General features: G+C 71.2%; 10 protein-coding genes. 6 read left to right on the top strand and 4 right to left on the bottom strand.

From position 1 onward, the window contains the following. Window positions 1-87 precede the first annotated feature (87 nt). Entirely contained in the window at window positions 88-2751 is a 2664-nt protein-coding gene (gene bamA, locus WME98_RS52355) for an outer membrane protein assembly factor BamA (RefSeq protein ID WP_437949052.1), read from the bottom strand. Between the two features lie 310 nt (window positions 2752-3061). On the opposite strand from bamA, the gene WME98_RS52360 reads away from it, so the two are divergent. The 3 genes from WME98_RS52360 (at window position 3062) to WME98_RS52370 (ending at window position 8390) form a co-directional block, all read left to right on the top strand. Continuing rightward, entirely contained in the window at window positions 3062-5464 is a 2403-nt protein-coding gene (locus WME98_RS52360) for a DNA gyrase/topoisomerase IV subunit A (protein ID WP_437949053.1), read from the top strand. 2 nt (window positions 5465-5466) lie between these two features. After that, window positions 5467-7404: a DNA gyrase/topoisomerase IV subunit B gene (locus WME98_RS52365; RefSeq protein WP_437949054.1), complete on the top strand. Its 1938-nt coding sequence runs from the start codon at window positions 5467-5469 to the stop codon at window positions 7402-7404. Between the two features lie 404 nt (window positions 7405-7808). Next, window positions 7809-8390 (top strand): helix-turn-helix domain-containing protein, encoded by a 582-nt coding sequence (locus WME98_RS52370; protein WP_437949055.1) that lies wholly within the window; start codon window positions 7809-7811, stop codon window positions 8388-8390. 85 nt (window positions 8391-8475) lie between these two features. Here WME98_RS52370 and WME98_RS52375 read toward each other — a convergent pair whose 3' ends face one another. Together WME98_RS52375 and WME98_RS52380 are read right to left on the bottom strand one after the other, a co-directional pair. Then, window positions 8476-9294 carry a carbon-nitrogen hydrolase family protein gene (locus WME98_RS52375; RefSeq protein WP_061625149.1) on the bottom strand — a complete coding sequence of 273 codons (819 nt, stop codon included), beginning with the start codon at window positions 9292-9294 and terminating at the stop codon, window positions 8476-8478. A gap of 59 nt (window positions 9295-9353) precedes the next feature. Continuing rightward, window positions 9354-10076: a hypothetical protein gene (locus WME98_RS52380; RefSeq protein WP_437949056.1), complete on the bottom strand. Its 723-nt coding sequence runs from the start codon at window positions 10074-10076 to the stop codon at window positions 9354-9356. 151 nt (window positions 10077-10227) lie between these two features. Between WME98_RS52380 and WME98_RS52385 the strand changes: the two genes are divergently transcribed. Beyond that, window positions 10228-10713 carry an NUDIX hydrolase gene (locus tag WME98_RS52385; RefSeq protein WP_437949057.1) on the top strand — a complete coding sequence of 162 codons (486 nt, stop codon included), beginning with the start codon at window positions 10228-10230 and terminating at the stop codon, window positions 10711-10713. A 13-nt stretch (window positions 10714-10726) separates the two neighbouring features. Further along, window positions 10727-12751: an NAD-dependent DNA ligase LigA gene (gene ligA, locus WME98_RS52390; RefSeq protein WP_437949058.1), complete on the top strand. Its 2025-nt coding sequence runs from the start codon at window positions 10727-10729 to the stop codon at window positions 12749-12751. Window positions 12752-12770: 19 nt separating this feature from the next. On the opposite strand, the gene WME98_RS52395 is transcribed toward ligA, so the two are convergent. Next, complete coding sequence (locus tag WME98_RS52395) at window positions 12771-13766, bottom strand: DUF2804 domain-containing protein (protein ID WP_437949059.1); 996 nt, start codon at window positions 13764-13766, stop codon at window positions 12771-12773. A 170-nt stretch (window positions 13767-13936) separates the two neighbouring features. Here WME98_RS52395 and pruA point away from each other — a divergent pair, with 170 nt between their 5' ends. After that, window positions 13937-15577 carry an L-glutamate gamma-semialdehyde dehydrogenase gene (gene pruA, locus WME98_RS52400; RefSeq protein ID WP_437949060.1) on the top strand — a complete coding sequence of 547 codons (1641 nt, stop codon included), beginning with the start codon at window positions 13937-13939 and terminating at the stop codon, window positions 15575-15577. The last annotated feature ends 29 nt before the right edge of the window (window positions 15578-15606 follow it).

Here is a 15606-nt window from a genome sequence, read left to right on the forward strand (position 1 = left end):
AGCGCGCGCCACCGTGCCAGCGGGCGCGCCGACGGGCGGTGCGCGCTGGAGGCACGCACGTCCCTGCTGCGCCCGCCGACCGGCGACTCAGAAGAAGTTGCCGATGTTGAACTCGAACTTGTACGTCTCTTCGTAGGGCAACCGCTTGAACGGGAAGCCCCACTCGAAGCGCAGCGGTCCGAGCGGGGAGAACCACCGGAAGCCGAACCCCCACGACGTGCGGACATCGAGCAGGCGCTCGAGCGAAAAGCACGGGTTCGTGACGTCGTGCGGCGAAGCGGGGGCGGCGTTGCAGTAGAGCTTCTCGAGGTTCCACGCGTTGCCGAGATCGGTGAACACCACGCCCTTGATCTGCACCGCCTCGATGAGCGGGAACTCCAGCTCCAGGTTCTGGTAGTACATCAGGTTGCCGCCGATGTTCGCGCCGTTCGCGATCGGCGCGGAGTTCGGATCGAGCGACTCGCGGAGCGGGAGGCGCGGGCCGATGTCCCGGATCTCGAAGCCGCGCACGTCGAGGATGCCGCCCAGGAAGAAGCGGGCGAAGATCGGCACGCCTTCCGGGTTCGGGCTCGTCACCATGCCGGCCTCGGTGTTCAGCTTGAGGACCAGGCTGTCCGTGATCGGGTAGTAGAACCGCCCCGTGGCGCGATACCGCAGGAACTCGTTCTGGCTACCGAGCGCGCTGTGGGCGAGCTCCACCGAGCCCTGCAGGTAGATGCCCGACGTCGGGAAGAGCTGGTTGTTGCGCGTGTCGTAGGTGAGCGCCGGGCGGATGCTGGACGTGATCCCGTCGTTGAAGAGGTTGTAGAGCGGGAGCCGCTGGAACGTGGACCGCGGATCCGCCGTGCCGAGGCCGGTCGTCGTGGACGACGAGATCTCGTCGTTCTCCAGCGTGTACGTCAGCTGCGCGCGGAGCTCCGGCTCGATGAGCGGGTAGCCGATCGTGATCGAGCCGCCCGTGGAGGTCTGCGAGAACTCCTTGTAGGCCCGCAGCTGGTTGTAGACGCTCACCGCCGCGGAGAACGGGCTGTCGAACAGGTACGGCTCGAAGAAGCGGATGTCGATGAGGCGCCGCAGGCCCGAGATCTGCGCCTGGAGCGAGAGCGACTGGCCGCTCCCGAGCAGGTTCGCCTGCTGGACCTGCGCCGTCGCGATGAAGCTCTCGACGCTCGAGAAGCCGGCGCCGATCTGGAAGGTGCCCGTCGGCTTCTCGCCGATGTCGACGTTGACGTTGATGTGCTGGTCGTCCTCGCCCTGCTCGGTGGAGATGTCGACCCGCTCGAAGTAGCCGAGCGCCGTGATCCGCTGCTTCGACCGCTCGAGCTTCGTCTCGCTGAAGAGCTGCCGCTCCTCCACCTCCATCTCGCGGCGGATCACCTTGTCCCGCGTCTTGGTGTTGCCGCGGATCTCGATGCGCCCGAAGTAGACGAGCTGGTTCCTGCGGATGCCGACGGAGATGTCGACCTCCCGCCGGTCAGGATCGGGCTGGGTCTCGGGCACCGCCTCGACGTTGGCGTAGCCTGCGTCGCGGTACAGCGTCTGGATCGCGCTGAGATCCTTCGCCAGCTCGGCGCGGTTGAACCAGTCGCCCGGCTTGGCCCGCACCATCTCGCGCAGCGCTCGGCGCCCGCCGAGCGGCTCGATCTCACGGCCGTCGGCGTCCCGCTCGTACACGCGGAGCGAGCGGATGCGGAAGCGCGGCCCCTCGTTGATCGTCAGCGTGACCTCGATGCCCGTGCGATCGGGCGTGAGCATCACCCTGGGGGTCGCGACCTGCACCGCGAGGAAGCCGCGATCGTAATAGAGGGCGTTGATGACGAGGACGTCGCGCTCGAACGCGTCCTGGCGGAACGGACCGCCCGTGCCGAAGGCGAAGAAGCCCCCGTTCCCCGTGAGCATGACCTCCCGGAGCTCCTCGTCCGGGATGTTGTTGTTGCCGATGAAGGTGATGCGCCGGACGGTGACGGGCGCGTGCTCCTTGATGGTGAACTTGAGGGTGACCTGGTTCTCCCGCTCCGGTTTGACCTCGTAGCTGACCTCGGCGAGGAAGTAGCCCTCCTCGGCGTACTTGTCGCGGAGCTTCTGCACGCCGCGGCGGACCGCCGCGTAGCTCAGGATCGTGCCGGTCTTGATCTCGACCGAGAGCGCCTCGGTGAGGTCCTCGCTGTCGATCTCGTTGTTGCCGGAGAACTCGATGGCCTTGATGCTCGGACGCTCGCGGACGAGCACCCGCAGGCTCACCCCGTCGTCGCGGCGGGTGAGGTCGACCTCGACGTCATCGAACAGGCCGGAGTCCCAGAGCTCGCGCACGTCGCGCGCCAGCCCCTCCGGGGTGAACGGCTTACCGACGCGCGTCTGGCCCAGGTAGACGAGCACGTCCTCGGTCGAGACGCGCCGGTTGCCAGCGACCGTGACCTGGACCACCGGCTGGCCACGGGCGAGCTCGGCCTCCGTGGGGGCCACGTCGAGCGTCGGCTCGGCCGTGTCAGCGGCCCCCTGCGCAGGTGTACCGGCGCCAGGCTGGGCCCCCCCGGTCGCGTTGGCCGGGGTCGCGTTGGCCGGAGCGGACGGCTGAGCGGCGCCGGCCGGGGCGGGAGACGGTGGGGCGCCGCCCGCGGGCGGCTGCGCGCCCGGAGCTCCTCCGGGCACCTGAGCTGCCGCGAGCCGCGGCCGCATCGTCGCTGCCGCCACGAACACCAGGAAGAGGCCGAGCCAGACGAGCCGCAGCCAGCGGCCGGGGAGGCGAAGCATTGAACGGGTGCCTGTCGCGTACAAGGCGCCACCCCGTAGCCCAGCGCGACGTGAGTCTCAAGGGCGGACGCCGAAAACAGGGCATCGCCGACGGGTCGCGCCGCGACCCCTGCGTGCGGGTCGATCTCTCGGCGATCTGACGCTATGCCAGGGGCCGCACGAGCGCAGGCGAGCACGCGCTGCCAGAAATTCCCGCGAGGCAGCCTTGACCGAGCGCGAGCCCCTGGGTAATTGCCGAGGCTCGCCAGCGTTCACCTGAACATCGGAGCACCTGTTCAACCCGGTGCCCGCGCACTCCCTGGAGTAACGCGTGTCTCGAACCCCCTCCCTTCCGTCCGACGGTGAGGCGCCTCGCAAGGGCCGCCGTGGCGGCCGGCCCGGCGACAGCGAGCCCCCGCCGCCCCCGGCGCCCGACACCTCGCTCGCCGAAGAGGCGCAGCGCCGGTACCTGAACTACGCGCTCAGCGTCATCACGTCGCGCGCGCTCCCCGACGTGCGCGACGGGCTGAAGCCGGTGCAGCGCCGCATCCTCTACGCGATGCTTCACGACCTGCACCTCGGGCCGGACGCGAAGTACCGGAAGAGCGCGGCGGTCGTCGGCGACGTGATGGGCAAGTACCACCCGCACGGCGACGTCGCGATCTACGACGCGATGGTCCGGCTGGCGCAGGACTTCGTGATGCGGGCGCCGCTCATCGCCGGCCACGGGAACTTCGGCTCCGTGGACGGCGATGCGCCGGCGGCGATGCGTTACACCGAGGCGAAGCTCCGCCCCCTCGCGCTGGAGCTGCTCAGCGAGCTCGGCCAGCGCACCGTCGACTTCCGGCCGAACTACGACGGCACCCGCTTCGAGCCGATCGTCCTCCCGTCCCGCTTCCCGAACCTGCTCGTGAACGGCTCGCAGGGGATCGCGGTCGGGATGGCGACGAGCATCCCGCCGCACAACCTGGGCGAGGTCATCGACGCGTGCGTCGCGCTGATCGAGAACCGCGAGCTCACCACGCAGCGGCTCTTGTCGTACGTGAAGGGGCCCGACTTCCCGACGGGGGGCCAGCTGCACGCGACGAAGAAGGAGCTCGAGGCGGTCTACGCGTCCGGCCAGGGCTCGCTGAAGCTCCGCGGCGAGTGGCAGCTGGAAGAGGGCGACGGCAAGCGCGGCGCCGCGCCGCAGCTCGTGATCACCTCGATCCCGTACGGGATCGAGCGGAAGGCCATCGTCGAGAAGATCGCCGAGGTCATCCTCTCGAAGAAGCTGCCGACGCTCGTGGACGTGCGCGACGAGTCGACCGCCGAGGTGCGCATCGTGATGGAGCTCAAGCGCGGCGCCGACGCGCAGCTCGTGATGGCGTACCTCTACAAACAGACGCCGCTCGCGATCAACGTGCAGGTCAACCTCACCTGCCTCGTGCCCACCGATAACGCGGACATCGCCGCGCCGCGGCGGCTCGGCCTCCACGAGATCCTGACGAAGTTCCTCGACTTCCGCTACGCGACGGTGACGCGGCGGCTCGAGTTCGAGCTCGGCGAGCTGCGGCGGCGGATCACGATCCTCGAGGGGTTCGAGAAGATCTTCGACGCGCTCGACGAGGTGATCCGGATCATCCGCAAGAGCGAGGGCAAGGCCGACGCGGCCGAGAAGCTGATGAAGCGCTTCACCCTGAGCGAGGAGCAGACGGACGCGATCCTCGAGCTCAAGCTGTACCGGCTGGCGCGCCTCGAGATCCTGCTCGTGCAGAAGGATCTCGCCGAGAAGCGCGCCGAGGCGAAGCGGATCGAGGGGCTGCTCAAGAGCGACGCGAAGCGCTGGGCGATCGTCCGCGACGAGCTCGTCGAGATCAAGGGCTCCTACGGCGAGAAGCGCCGCACGAAGGTGGTCGGCTCGATCGACGAGCCCGAGTACCAGGCGGAAGATTTCATCGTGGCCGAGGACGCGAACGTCATCCTCTCGGCGCAGGGCTGGGTGAAGCGTGTGCGCGAGGTGAAGGATCTCTCCTCGACGCGCATCCGCGAGGGCGACAGCGTGCTCGCGGCGGTCGCCGGCTCGACGCGGTCGACGGTCGCGTTCTTCTCGAACCTCGGCGCGTGCTACGTGTGCCGCATCCACGACGTGCCGCAGTCGACCGGCTACGGCGATCCCGTGCAGAAGCTGTTCAAGCTGGCGGACGGCGAGCGGATGATCGCGACGCTCTCCTTCGACCCGAGGGCGCTCGACGTCCCTGCGCCCACGCCGGACTCCGCCGAGCCGGAGCCGCCGTTCGCGCTCGCGATCACCCGCGGGGGCCTCGGCTTCCGGTTCTCGCTGCGGCCGCACCGCGACCCGTCGACGCGCTCGGGGCGCCGCTTCGCCAAGCTGAACGAGGGCGACGAGGTGCTCTTCGTCCACGCCGTGGACGGCGCCGATCGGGTGCTCTGCGCCTCGAGCGACGCCTGGGCGCTCAGCGTCGCCGTGGAGGAGCTCGCGCTGCTCTCCGGCCCGGGCAAGGGCTCGGTCGTCATGCGGGTCGCCGAAGGCGAGCGCCTGGTCGGCGCCGCGCTCGCCCTCGGGCCGAACGACGCGCTCACGGTCGAGACGGAGAAGGGCAAGACGCTCGACATCGCCGCGAGCAAGATCGCCGGCCCGCGCGGCACCCAGGGCGAGCCGGTCGCGCGACGCGACCGCTTCGTCCGCGTGGTGCCGCCGGCCGTCGTCGTACCGACGCTGGAGGTGAGCTGAACATGGCCGCCACGAATCCCCCCGTCCGCGCCGCGTCCGGCGCGCGTTACACGGCCGCTGACATCGAGGTGCTCGAGGGGCTGGAGCCCGTCCGCAAGCGCCCCGCCATGTACATCGGCGGCACCGACGTCAGGGGCTACCACCACCTGCTCTGGGAGATCGTCGACAACGCCGTCGACGAGGCGATCAACGGGCACGCGAAGCGGATCGAGGTGACGCTCGACGCCGATCTCCAGGGCGTGACCGTGACCGACGACGGCCGCGGCATGCCCGTCGACGTGCACCCCCGGTACAAGCGCCCCGCGCTCGAGCTCATCCTCTGCACGCTGCACGCCGGCGGGAAGTTCGGGAGCGACAACTACAAGGTCTCGGGCGGCCTCCACGGCGTCGGCTCGAGCGTCGTCAACGCGCTGTCGGAGCTCGTCGAGGTCCGGGTGCTGCGCGACGGCTTCGAGCACCAGCAGACGTTCTCGCGCGGCGCGCCGATCAGCAAGCTCAAGAAGGGCGCGCCCACGCGCAAGCACGGCACGAGCATCCATTTCCGGCCGGATCCGGAGATCTTCGGGCAGGGCCGGCGCTTCGATCCCGAGACCATCCGCGAGCGCCTGGAGGCCAAGGCGTACCTCCACGGAGGGCTCGCGATCGCGTTCCGCGATCTCTCGTCCGGGGAGTCGATCGAGCTCCTTCACCCGAACGGCATCGCGGACTTCCTGCCGAAGCTGGTCGCCCAGCGCGGCAAGGCGGTGACGCACCCGTCCATCTTCTACATCGCGCGCGAGGGCGAGATCCGGCTGGAGGCCGCGCTCCAGTGGACGGAGTCGACCGACGACTACGTGAAGTCGTACGTCAACGGCATCCCCACGCACGCGGGCGGCGCGCACGAGTCCGGCTTCAGCACCGCGATCGTGAAGGCGGTCCGCGCCTTCATGGACGCGAAGAAGATCCAGCCGAAGGGCGTGACGCTGACGGCCGACGACATCCGCGAGGGGATCGTGGGCGTCCTGTCCATCTACATCCAGGAACCTCAGTTCCAGGGGCAAACGAAGGATCGGCTCAACAACCCCGAGGCAGGCCCGGCGGTCGAGGGCATGGTCCGGCCCGCGCTCGAGCAGTGGCTGCTCCACAACGGCACGGCCGGCGAGTCGATCGTGGCCCGGGCGATCCTGGCGGCGCGCGCCAGGGAGGCGCGGCGCGAGGCGACCCAGCAGGTCCTGCGCAAGACGCCGGTGTCGCATCGGCTCAACCTGCCGGGCAAGCTCGCCGACTGCGCCTCGACCGATCCCAGCGAGAGCGAGCTCTTCATCGTCGAGGGCGACAGCGCAGGCGGCTCCGCGAAGCAGGGCCGGGATCGCCGGACGCAGGCGATCCTCCCGCTGCGCGGCAAGGTGCTCAACGCCGAGCAGGCCTCCACCTCGAAGGTGCTCGGCAACAAGGAGCTCCAGGACATCGTGAGCGCGCTGGGCTGCGGGTTCGGCAAGGACTTCGACGCGTCCAAGTTGCGCTACGGCAGGATCTTTCTGCTGATGGACGCCGACAGCGACGGCCAGCACATCGCGACGCTGCTGCTGACGTTCTTCTACCGGCACCTGCCCGGCCTGCTCCGCGGCGGGCACGTGTTCCTCGCGCAGCCGCCGCTCTACAGGATCGACGTCGGCAAGGAGACGCACTGGGCCCTCGACGACGCAGAGCGCGACCGGGTCCTCGCGAAGCTCCCCAAGACAGCCAAGGCGGATATTTCTCGCTTCAAGGGACTCGGCGAGATGCCCGCGGAGGACCTCAAGGCGACGACGCTCGACATCCGCCGCCGACGCGCGCTCCGCATCGTGATCGAGGGAGAGATCGAGACCGATCGCATCCTGAACGAGCTGATGGGCAAGGACGCGCAGGCCCGCTTCCGCTTCATCATGGAACGCGCGCCGAACGCCGAGATCGACGTGTGACGTCGACCCCGCGCCCCGGAGGTCGCGGCGCCTTCGCGCGCGCGCGCGAACCTCATTGGATGCACGGACGCGCGCTCGTATTCATCCTCTGACAGACACGAGATCGCCGCGACGATGTCGCGATGCGTGCGACCGACGAGCGTGCGTGCGTGCGGCGTGCGCCGCACAGGCACGTTGTGCCAGGCACGGGTGATCTCTGGCGACTGTGCCACGTGAACGGTGGGCCACACCCCCCATGACATCGCGTGCAGGTTGACGAGCAAACGCGGCGTTTTGTGCTGTGGAGCGCCGATTCACCTGAGCCAGCAGCGCTGCGTCCGCTTGCGGCCTACCGGTTGCAATACGTCGCGCCGATGGCCGCGATGACCGCGGCACATCGCCCTTACACCGCTGGAGAGGTACTCGTGACGACTGCGCTTCCCATCTCGACTCCGATCGCACCCTCCTCGTCCCACAGCACGCCGGCCGCACGCTCCCTGTCGGTCTCGGCCTCGCCCATCGCAACCCCGAGCGGCGCGTCGGCGGCGCTCCCGACGTCCGTCGCCGCGGCGCAGAGCTACAGCGCGCCCCCGCTGCGCGAGCGCGCTGCGGCCACCGTCGCCTCGCGCTCCACCCCGCCGTCGCGCTCGGGGGGCCCCCTCCCGCGCAGCACCTCGGAGCGCCTCCTGCTCGGCCGTGACCGCATCCGCAGCGCCGCCGAAGGCGGCCAGAGGATCCGTTCCTACGAGGTCGCGCTGGATCTCGATCTGTCCGAGTTTCACTTCGCGCGGCTCTTCCGCGCCGCCTTCGGGCTATCGCCCCACGTCTACTACGACGAGGTGCGCGCGGAGCGCGCCCGCGCGCTGTTACGCGAGGGGCACACCGAGGGGGAGGTCGCCCGCCGCATCGGCTTCCGCCGGCCGGCGGAGCTCCGGGCCCTCCTATCGAAGCGCGGCGGCGCGCTGCCCCCGGCCGGCGAGGAGGAGAGCGACGCCTCGGCCGAGTGAACGGACGCAAGACGTCGGCCACGCGAAGCGCCGGAACCACCACGCCCCAGCGCGAGACAAAGTGCTTACCCCCATGACATCGTGATCAGAGTCGCCTGTGCTTGAGCGACGGTAGATTCGCCCTGACTCGCTCGAGATAGGCGGGATCGAGCATCGCCATCGCGATCCCCTCCCCTTCGGACGCCTGAGCGATCACCTCACCCCACGGATCGATCACGCACGACTTTCCGAACGTCGCCCGCGCGCCGGGGTGCTTGCCCCACTGGGCTGCGGCCACGACGTACGCCTGGGCCTCGATGGCGCGCGCGCGGAGCAGGACCAGCCAGTGGTCCTTGCCCGTGAGCAGCGTGAACGCCGCGGGGACGACGATCGCCTCGGCGCCCGCCGACGAGAGCGCGCGGTAGAGCTCCGGGAAGCGGACGTCGTAGCAGATCGACAGCCCGACCTTCACGCCGTCGATCTCGGTGACGACAGGCGCATCGCCGGCGGTCGTCGACGCCGACTCGCGGTACTTCGTGCCATCGGCGATCTCGACGTCGAAGAGGTGGATCTTCCGGTAGCGGGCGGTGAGCCGGCCGTCGGGTCCGAAGACCGCGCAGGTGTTGTACGGCCTCGCCGCGTCGGGCGCGCGCTCGGGGAAGCCGCCGGCCACGATGGTCACCCGAGCGGACCGCGCCGCGTCGGCGAGGCGGCGCGCGATGGGACCGCCGCCGGCGTCGAGGTCCTCCGCGATGTGGCGCTTTCCCTCCTCGTTGCCCATGTACGCGAAGTTCTCGGGCAGCACGACCGTCGTCGCGCCACGGCTCGCCGCCTCCGCGATGCGCGCCTCGATCCGCGCCAGGTTGTCGCTCACGTTCTCCTGGCTGGAGAGCTGAAGGGCCGCCCAGATCACCGGTTTCTGCATGCGCCAAGCCTACCGCACGAGGCGCCGGAGCGGACCGCGCGCGAGCGAGGGCGCGGAGCTCACCGGGTTCCTCGTCCCGGGAACGCACGCGCTCCCCCGCCGGCGCCCGCAGCTCCGCTAGCGCCCGCTTCCCCGCCGGCGCCAGCAGCTCCACCGGCGCCCGCAGCTCCACCGGCGCCCGCGGCTCCACCGGCGCCCGCAGCTCCACCGGCGCCCGCAGCTCCACCGGCGCCCGCGCCCCCGGCGCCGGGCTCGGCGCACTCGAGCGGCGCATCGTAGTAGGCGCACCTCGCCGCGCACGCGGCGCACACGCAGGCGAGCACCTGCTGGAATGCCTGGTGCGCGGCGCCCGCGTCGTCCGGGAACACGCACGCCGCCTGGCACGCCTTGTCGTGACCGCAGCCCTTGAGGCACACGCTGATCGGCCTGCAACCGGGCTCGGCGTCGCACGCCGAGAGCTGCGCCTCGCAGCGCGCGCCGCGCGAGGCATGCTCGTTGAAGCAATCGCCGCAGCGCCCGGCCTCGCCGCCGTACGCGGCGACGCACTCGCAAAGGTTCGACGGCCGAGGCCCCTCGTCGACGCCCGCATCCGGCGGCGCGCCGCCCGCTGCGCCCGCGCCGCTCGACGCGCCGGCAGGAGGGCGCGGCGGAGGGAGCCGCTCTTCGGTGCAGCTCGGAAGCGACGCGAGCGCGAGCGCGGCGCCCCACGCCATCGCGCCACGGCGGACAACGCGGCGGTACGATCCGACAGGAGCGCGCAGCGCCCTCTCCACGAACGACATGATGCTGCGAGCGTAGCCTGCCCCTCACCCGGGGCCGAGCCGAGCCGCGCGGCTCACGGACGTGCGAGGAGATCGGCCGAGGTCGCACGGAACCCTCTCCCGGTAGCCGCCGATCGCTTCTATGCTTTGCTGACACGTCGCAAAAATTCTCATGGAAATCGCTCCCCTTTCGTTGATGCCGCGCTCCGTGCTCGCCCTGGCCAAGGAGGTCGCGCGGGCGTTGCTCCGGCGGCCCGTCGTCGGGATCGCCGCCGCCGCGCAGACCCCCGACGGCCGGTGGCTGCTCATCCGCCGCAGCGACACCGGAACCTGGGCGCTCCCAGGAGGAACCCTGGAGTGGGGCGAGACGCTCCGCGACAGCATCGTGCGGGAGCTCGCCGAAGAGGCCGGCGTCACCGAGGTCGAGCTCGGGCGCGTCGTGGGCGTGTACTCGCGGCCCGATCGCGACGTCCGTTTCCACGCGGTGACGGTCGTCGTCGCCGCCCGGATCGGCGCGCCCACGCGCCCTCCGCAGAACCCGCTCGAGATCCGCGAGGTCCGGTTGTTCCGCGACGACGAGCTCCCGGCCGAGCTCGCGATGGGCATGGGGGACCTCCTCGCCGCCGCCCGGCGCGCCGGCGAGGCGGAGCTCGAGTGAGCCGAGGCAAGCGATGACGCAGGCACACCACGACGAGGCCGGAGCGCGCAATCCGCTGCAGGGCGGGCTCGCGACGGATCCGAAGCACAAGGCCAGGATCGATGAGCTCGCCGAGCGCATCGAGAAATACAGGGCGAGCTACTACGCAGGGCACCCGGAGATCTCGGACGCCGCGTTCGACGCCCTCGAGGACGAGCTCCGCGCCCTGGATCCCACGCACCCGGTGCTCGCCCGGGTCGGCTCCGCCTCCCTCATCACGGAGTGGGAGAAGGCGCGGCACGAGATCCCGATGGGCTCGCTCAACAAGGTCGTCTCCGAGGACGAGCTCCGGGCCTGGGTCGCCCGCTGCGACGAGATCCTCGAGAAGGACGGGCACGGCGGCGACGGCGCGGCGCAGCCGGCGAGCTCCGCCCGCGCGAGCGTGGCGGACGACCTGTTCGTCGCGGAGAAGCTCGACGGCATCTCCATCGAGGTCATCTACAAGGGCGGCAAGCTCGTCGACGCCATCACCCGCGGCGACGGCGAGTGGGGCGAGCGGATCACCGCGAACGTCGCGAGGATGAAGGGCGTCCCCTCGCGGATCCGGGAGCGGGGACGGCTGTCCGTGCGCGGCGAGATCATCCTCCGCCTCTCGGACATGAAGCGCTACTTCCCCGGCGTCACCAGCCCGCGCAACATGGCCGCGGGCGCGGCCAAGCGGTTCGACGGCCAGGGGGCGGAGCACTGCACGGTGCTGTTCTACGACGTCGCCGAGCACCTCGAGATCCCGACGTGCCGGGCGCGCTTCGCGTGGCTGCGCGAGCTCGGCTTCGCGACGCCGCAGACCGCGCACGGCGACGTCGAGGACGTCGTGAAGCTCTACCGGCGGTACTCGAGCGAGCTCCGCGCGGGCCTCGACTACGAGATCGACGGGCTCGTCGTGTACGTGGACTCGCTCCACCTCCAGGGGTTGCTCGGCGACGTCAACCGGCGGCCGCGCGGCGCCGTCGCCTTCAAGTTCGCGTCGCCCGCGAAGGTGACGACGGTCGTGGCGATCCAGTGGGACACCGGGCCGAGCGGGCGCGTCACGCCGGTGGCGATCGTCGAGCCGGTGGAGCTCGCCGGCGCCAACGTCCGGCGCGCGTCGCTGCACAACGCGGCCAACGTGCGGAGCCTCGGCATCGGGGTGGGCGACGAGGTGCTGGTCTCGCGCCGCAACGACGTGATCCCGTACGTCGAGGAGGTCGTCGAGAAGCGCGGGCCCGTCGCGGTCCCGCCGTCGGTCTGCCCGGTCTGCAGCGCGCCGCTCGTCGTCGAGGGCGAGTACCTGCTCTGCCGGAACGCCGCGTGCCGCGCCCTCATCGAGGGGCGCATCCACAACTGGATCGACGCCATCGGCGCGCTCGAGTGGGGCGACAAGCTGATCGAGCAGGTGGTGGCCGCGGGCCTCGTGCGAGAGCCGCTCGACCTCTACAAGCTCACGGTCAAGGACATCGCAGAGCTCGATCGACGCGGCGAGAAGAGCGCCACGAAGTGCCTCGACCAGCTGAAGAGCCGGCTGCCGCTCACGCTGCCGATCTTCCTCGCGGCGCTCGGCATCGAGGGGTTCGCGATCCAGACCGCGCGGCTGCTCGTGTCCGCCGGGTACACCACGATCGAGAAGCTCCTCGCGGCCGGCGAGGACGAGCTCGCCGGCATCCCGGGGCTCGGCGCGATCAAGGCCGCGAGCATCGTCCGCGGGCTGCGCGCCCGCGGCGACGAGATCGCGCGGCTGCTCGCCGGCGGCATCGTGCCGGTCGCCCCCGAGGCCGAGGGGCCGCTCGCCGGCCTCACGTTCTGCTTCACCGGCGCGGGCACGCGCTCCCGCGGCGAGCTCACCCACCTCGTCGAGTCGAACGGCGGCCGGGTGCTGAACAGCGTCACGAAGGAGCTCAACTACCTCGTCCTCGCCGACGTGGCGTCCGCGTCGAGCAAGGCGGTCAAGGCGCGGAAGTACGGCACCAAGCTCATCACCGAAGACGACCTCGACAAGCTCATCGCCGATCGCCGCGGCGGCTGACCGGGGCGAGCCGCCGGAGCTACCAGGTGATGTCCTGGGCCTCCGTCACGCCGAGCACGTCCCGGAGCTCGAGGTGCCGCCCGTCCGGGAGGCGGATCGTGCCGGAGTAGAGCCCGATCGGCTGCATGAACTCCGAGGCGACCAGGCCGAGGTTCGTGTGGTTCGAGTGCGCCGCGCCGGGGGCGAACCGGAGGTCCACGGCGCCGTCCACGGTTCGCACGTGCCACGGATCGAGCGGCCGCGCCGCGTCGAAGGTGAACCGGCCCTCGGCGAGCGGGATGAGCTCGCCGTCGAGCCAGATCGCGCACTCGGCGTCGCCGATGAACCCCTCGCCCACGTTGAGACCGACGCGCTCGCCGCTCTCGGCGCGGCCCAGCGCGAGCGCCCAGCGCCAGGTCGTGCGGCGCGGCAGGAGGCCGCTCGTGTAGTCGTAGCTGGCGAGCGCGCCGTCGAGCGAGATCCGGCGACCGAGCACCGACGCCTCGCCTTCGACGCCGAGGAGGAGCCGCTTCTCGGTCGCGATCAGGACGCCGCCCGGCGCCTCGGCGATCGCCGAGAGCGCCTGCGGGGCCGCGCGGGCGGAGAGCCGCGCCGTGAGCTCGAGCCCGCGGAACGCGGCGGTCACCGCGCCCCTCGCCTCCCCGCGCGGGCGCTCGATCCGCACCTGCGCGGAGGGCAGCCACGCGCGCGCGGAGCCGCCCGCGTCGCCCACGCTCGCCGAGAAGGGAGGGCAGAACGTCGAGCGATCCACGAGCAGCCGCCGGCCCGCCTTGTCGAAGGCGACGCCGAACGTGATCGCGAGGTAGCCGAGGTGCACGACCGCCACGGCGATGAAGACCTCGTCGGACGCGATCGCGACGTAGGTCCACCGCTTGTGCTTGAGCAGGCGATCGAGCCCGCGCAGCGCGAGCGGGCTCAGGTCGACGCGAGGGAGCTCGCCCCGGTAGGACCCGACGCGCGCCGCTCCCGTGATCGGATCGAGGATCGCGTCGGGCGGCGTGACGAGCTCGCGCATCGTACGAGCGTAGCGACGGCGCGGTCGGCGCCCAAGGAGGGCGGCGCCTGAACATGGCATCCGCGAAATGCGGCGAGCGCTGTCCTGCGCAGCCATCCTGCTCACGCCGAGGCCCGGATCGGCTGCGCCGGAGCGCTGCGCGCCCGCGTCTCCCCCGCTAGACTCGCGTCATGATCGACGCCATCGCCACGCCGCCGAGCCCCCAGAACGAGCCCGTCCTCGCGTACGCCCCCGGCAGCCCCGAGCGCGCGGCCCTCAAGGCGGAGCTCGATCGCCGGTCGCGGGAGACGATCGACATCCCGATGGTCATCGACGGCGAGGCGGTCCGGACCGGAGCGCTCGACGAGGTCCGCGCGCCGCACCGGCGCGATCTCCTCCTCGCCCGCGCGCACCAGGGCGGGGCCGAGCACGTCGCGCGCGCGATCGAGGCCGCCAAACGAGCGCACGGCGCGTGGTCGCGGACGCCGTGGACAGAGCGCGCCGCCGTCTTCCTCAAGGCGGCCGAGCTGCTCGCGACCCGGTACCGCCCCGCGCTGAACGCGGCGACCATGCTCGGTCAGAGCAAGACGGCGTACCAGGCGGAGATCGACTCGGCCTGCGAGCTCATCGATTTCTTCCGCTACAACGTCCACTTTGCGCACCGGATCGCGGCGGAGCAGCCGGCGAGCGCGCCCGGCATCTGGAACCTCGCCGAGCCTCGCCCGCTCGAGGGCTTCGTCTTCGCGGCGACGCCGTTCAACTTCACCGCGATCGCGGGCAACCTGTGCGCGGCCCCGGCGCTGATGGGCAACACCGTGGTCTGGAAGCCGTCGGCGAACGCGCTCTACGCCGCGCACTTCGTGATGGAGCTCCTCATCGAGGCGGGCCTGCCTCGCGGCGTCGTCAACCTCGTCATGGGTCCGCCCGAGCTCGTGTCGAACGCGTGCATCGATCACCCGGACTTCGCCGGCATCCACTTCACGGGATCGACGGCGGTCTTCCAGTCGATCTGGCGCCGCATCGGGGAGAACATCGGGCGCTACCGGAGCTACCCGCGCATCGTGGGCGAGACCGGCGGCAAGGACTTCGTGTTCGCGCACGCGAGCGCCGACGTCGACGCGCTCGCCGTGGCGCTCGTCCGGGGGGCGTACGAGTACCAGGGGCAGAAGTGCTCGGCCGCGTCGCGCGCGTACATCCCCCGCTCGCTCTGGCCGGCCCTCAAGGACCGGCTCGCGGGCCACATCCAGGCGATCCGCATCGGGGACGTCGCCGACTTCCGCAACTTCATGGGCGCGGTGATCGACGGGCGCGCTCACGCCCGGCTCACCGGGCGCATCGCCGAGGCGAAGGCGGACGCGGCGTGCTCGCTCGTGTGCGGCGGCGGCGCGCGCGCGCACGACGGGAGCGACGGCTGGTTCGTGGAGCCGACGCTGATCGAGACCACGGATCCGCGCCACCCCCTGATGACCGAGGAGCTGTTCGGCCCGGTGCTGACGGTCTGGGTCTACCCCGACGGCGAGGAGGACAAGGCGCTCGCGCTCTGCGACGAGACGTCGCCGTACGGCCTCACGGGCGCCGTGTTCGCGCGGGACCGCGCGTTCATCCAGGCGGCGAGCGACGCGCTCCGCTTCGCGGCGGGCAATTTCTACATCAACGACAAGCCGACCGGCGCCGTCGTCGGGCAGCAGCCGTTCGGCGGCGGCCGCGCCTCCGGCACGAACGACAAGGCGGGCAGCCTGTTCAACCTGCTCCGGTGGGTCTCGCCGAGGGTCGTGAAGGAGACGCTCGCCCCGCCGCGCGCCGTCGCCTACCCGTTCATGGCCGCCGAATAAGGTGCGCGCCGACGAGGCCGCGGGCCTCG

Origin of the sequence: Sorangium sp. So ce296, from assembly GCF_051529605.1 — a bacterium.
GTDB classification, from domain to species: domain Bacteria; phylum Myxococcota_A; class Polyangia; order Polyangiales; family Polyangiaceae; genus Sorangium; species Sorangium cellulosum_D.

Bases quoted from the DNA above. Each gene is read 5' to 3' on its own strand.
- bamA (WP_437949052.1), bottom strand. From the start codon at position 2,751: ATGCTTCGCCTCCCCGGCCGCTGGCTGCGGCTCGTCTGGCTCGGCCTC.
- WME98_RS52365 (WP_437949054.1), top strand. From the start codon at position 5,467: ATGGCCGCCACGAATCCCCCCGTCCGCGCCGCGTCCGGCGCGCGTTAC.
- WME98_RS52375 (WP_061625149.1), bottom strand. From the start codon at position 9,294: ATGCAGAAACCGGTGATCTGGGCGGCCCTTCAGCTCTCCAGCCAGGAG.
- WME98_RS52380 (WP_437949056.1), bottom strand. From the start codon at position 10,076: ATGTCGTTCGTGGAGAGGGCGCTGCGCGCTCCTGTCGGATCGTACCGC.
- WME98_RS52385 (WP_437949057.1), top strand. From the start codon at position 10,228: ATGGAAATCGCTCCCCTTTCGTTGATGCCGCGCTCCGTGCTCGCCCTG.
- ligA (WP_437949058.1), top strand. From the start codon at position 10,727: ATGACGCAGGCACACCACGACGAGGCCGGAGCGCGCAATCCGCTGCAG.
- WME98_RS52395 (WP_437949059.1), bottom strand. From the start codon at position 13,766: ATGCGCGAGCTCGTCACGCCGCCCGACGCGATCCTCGATCCGATCACG.
- pruA (WP_437949060.1), top strand. From the start codon at position 13,937: ATGATCGACGCCATCGCCACGCCGCCGAGCCCCCAGAACGAGCCCGTC.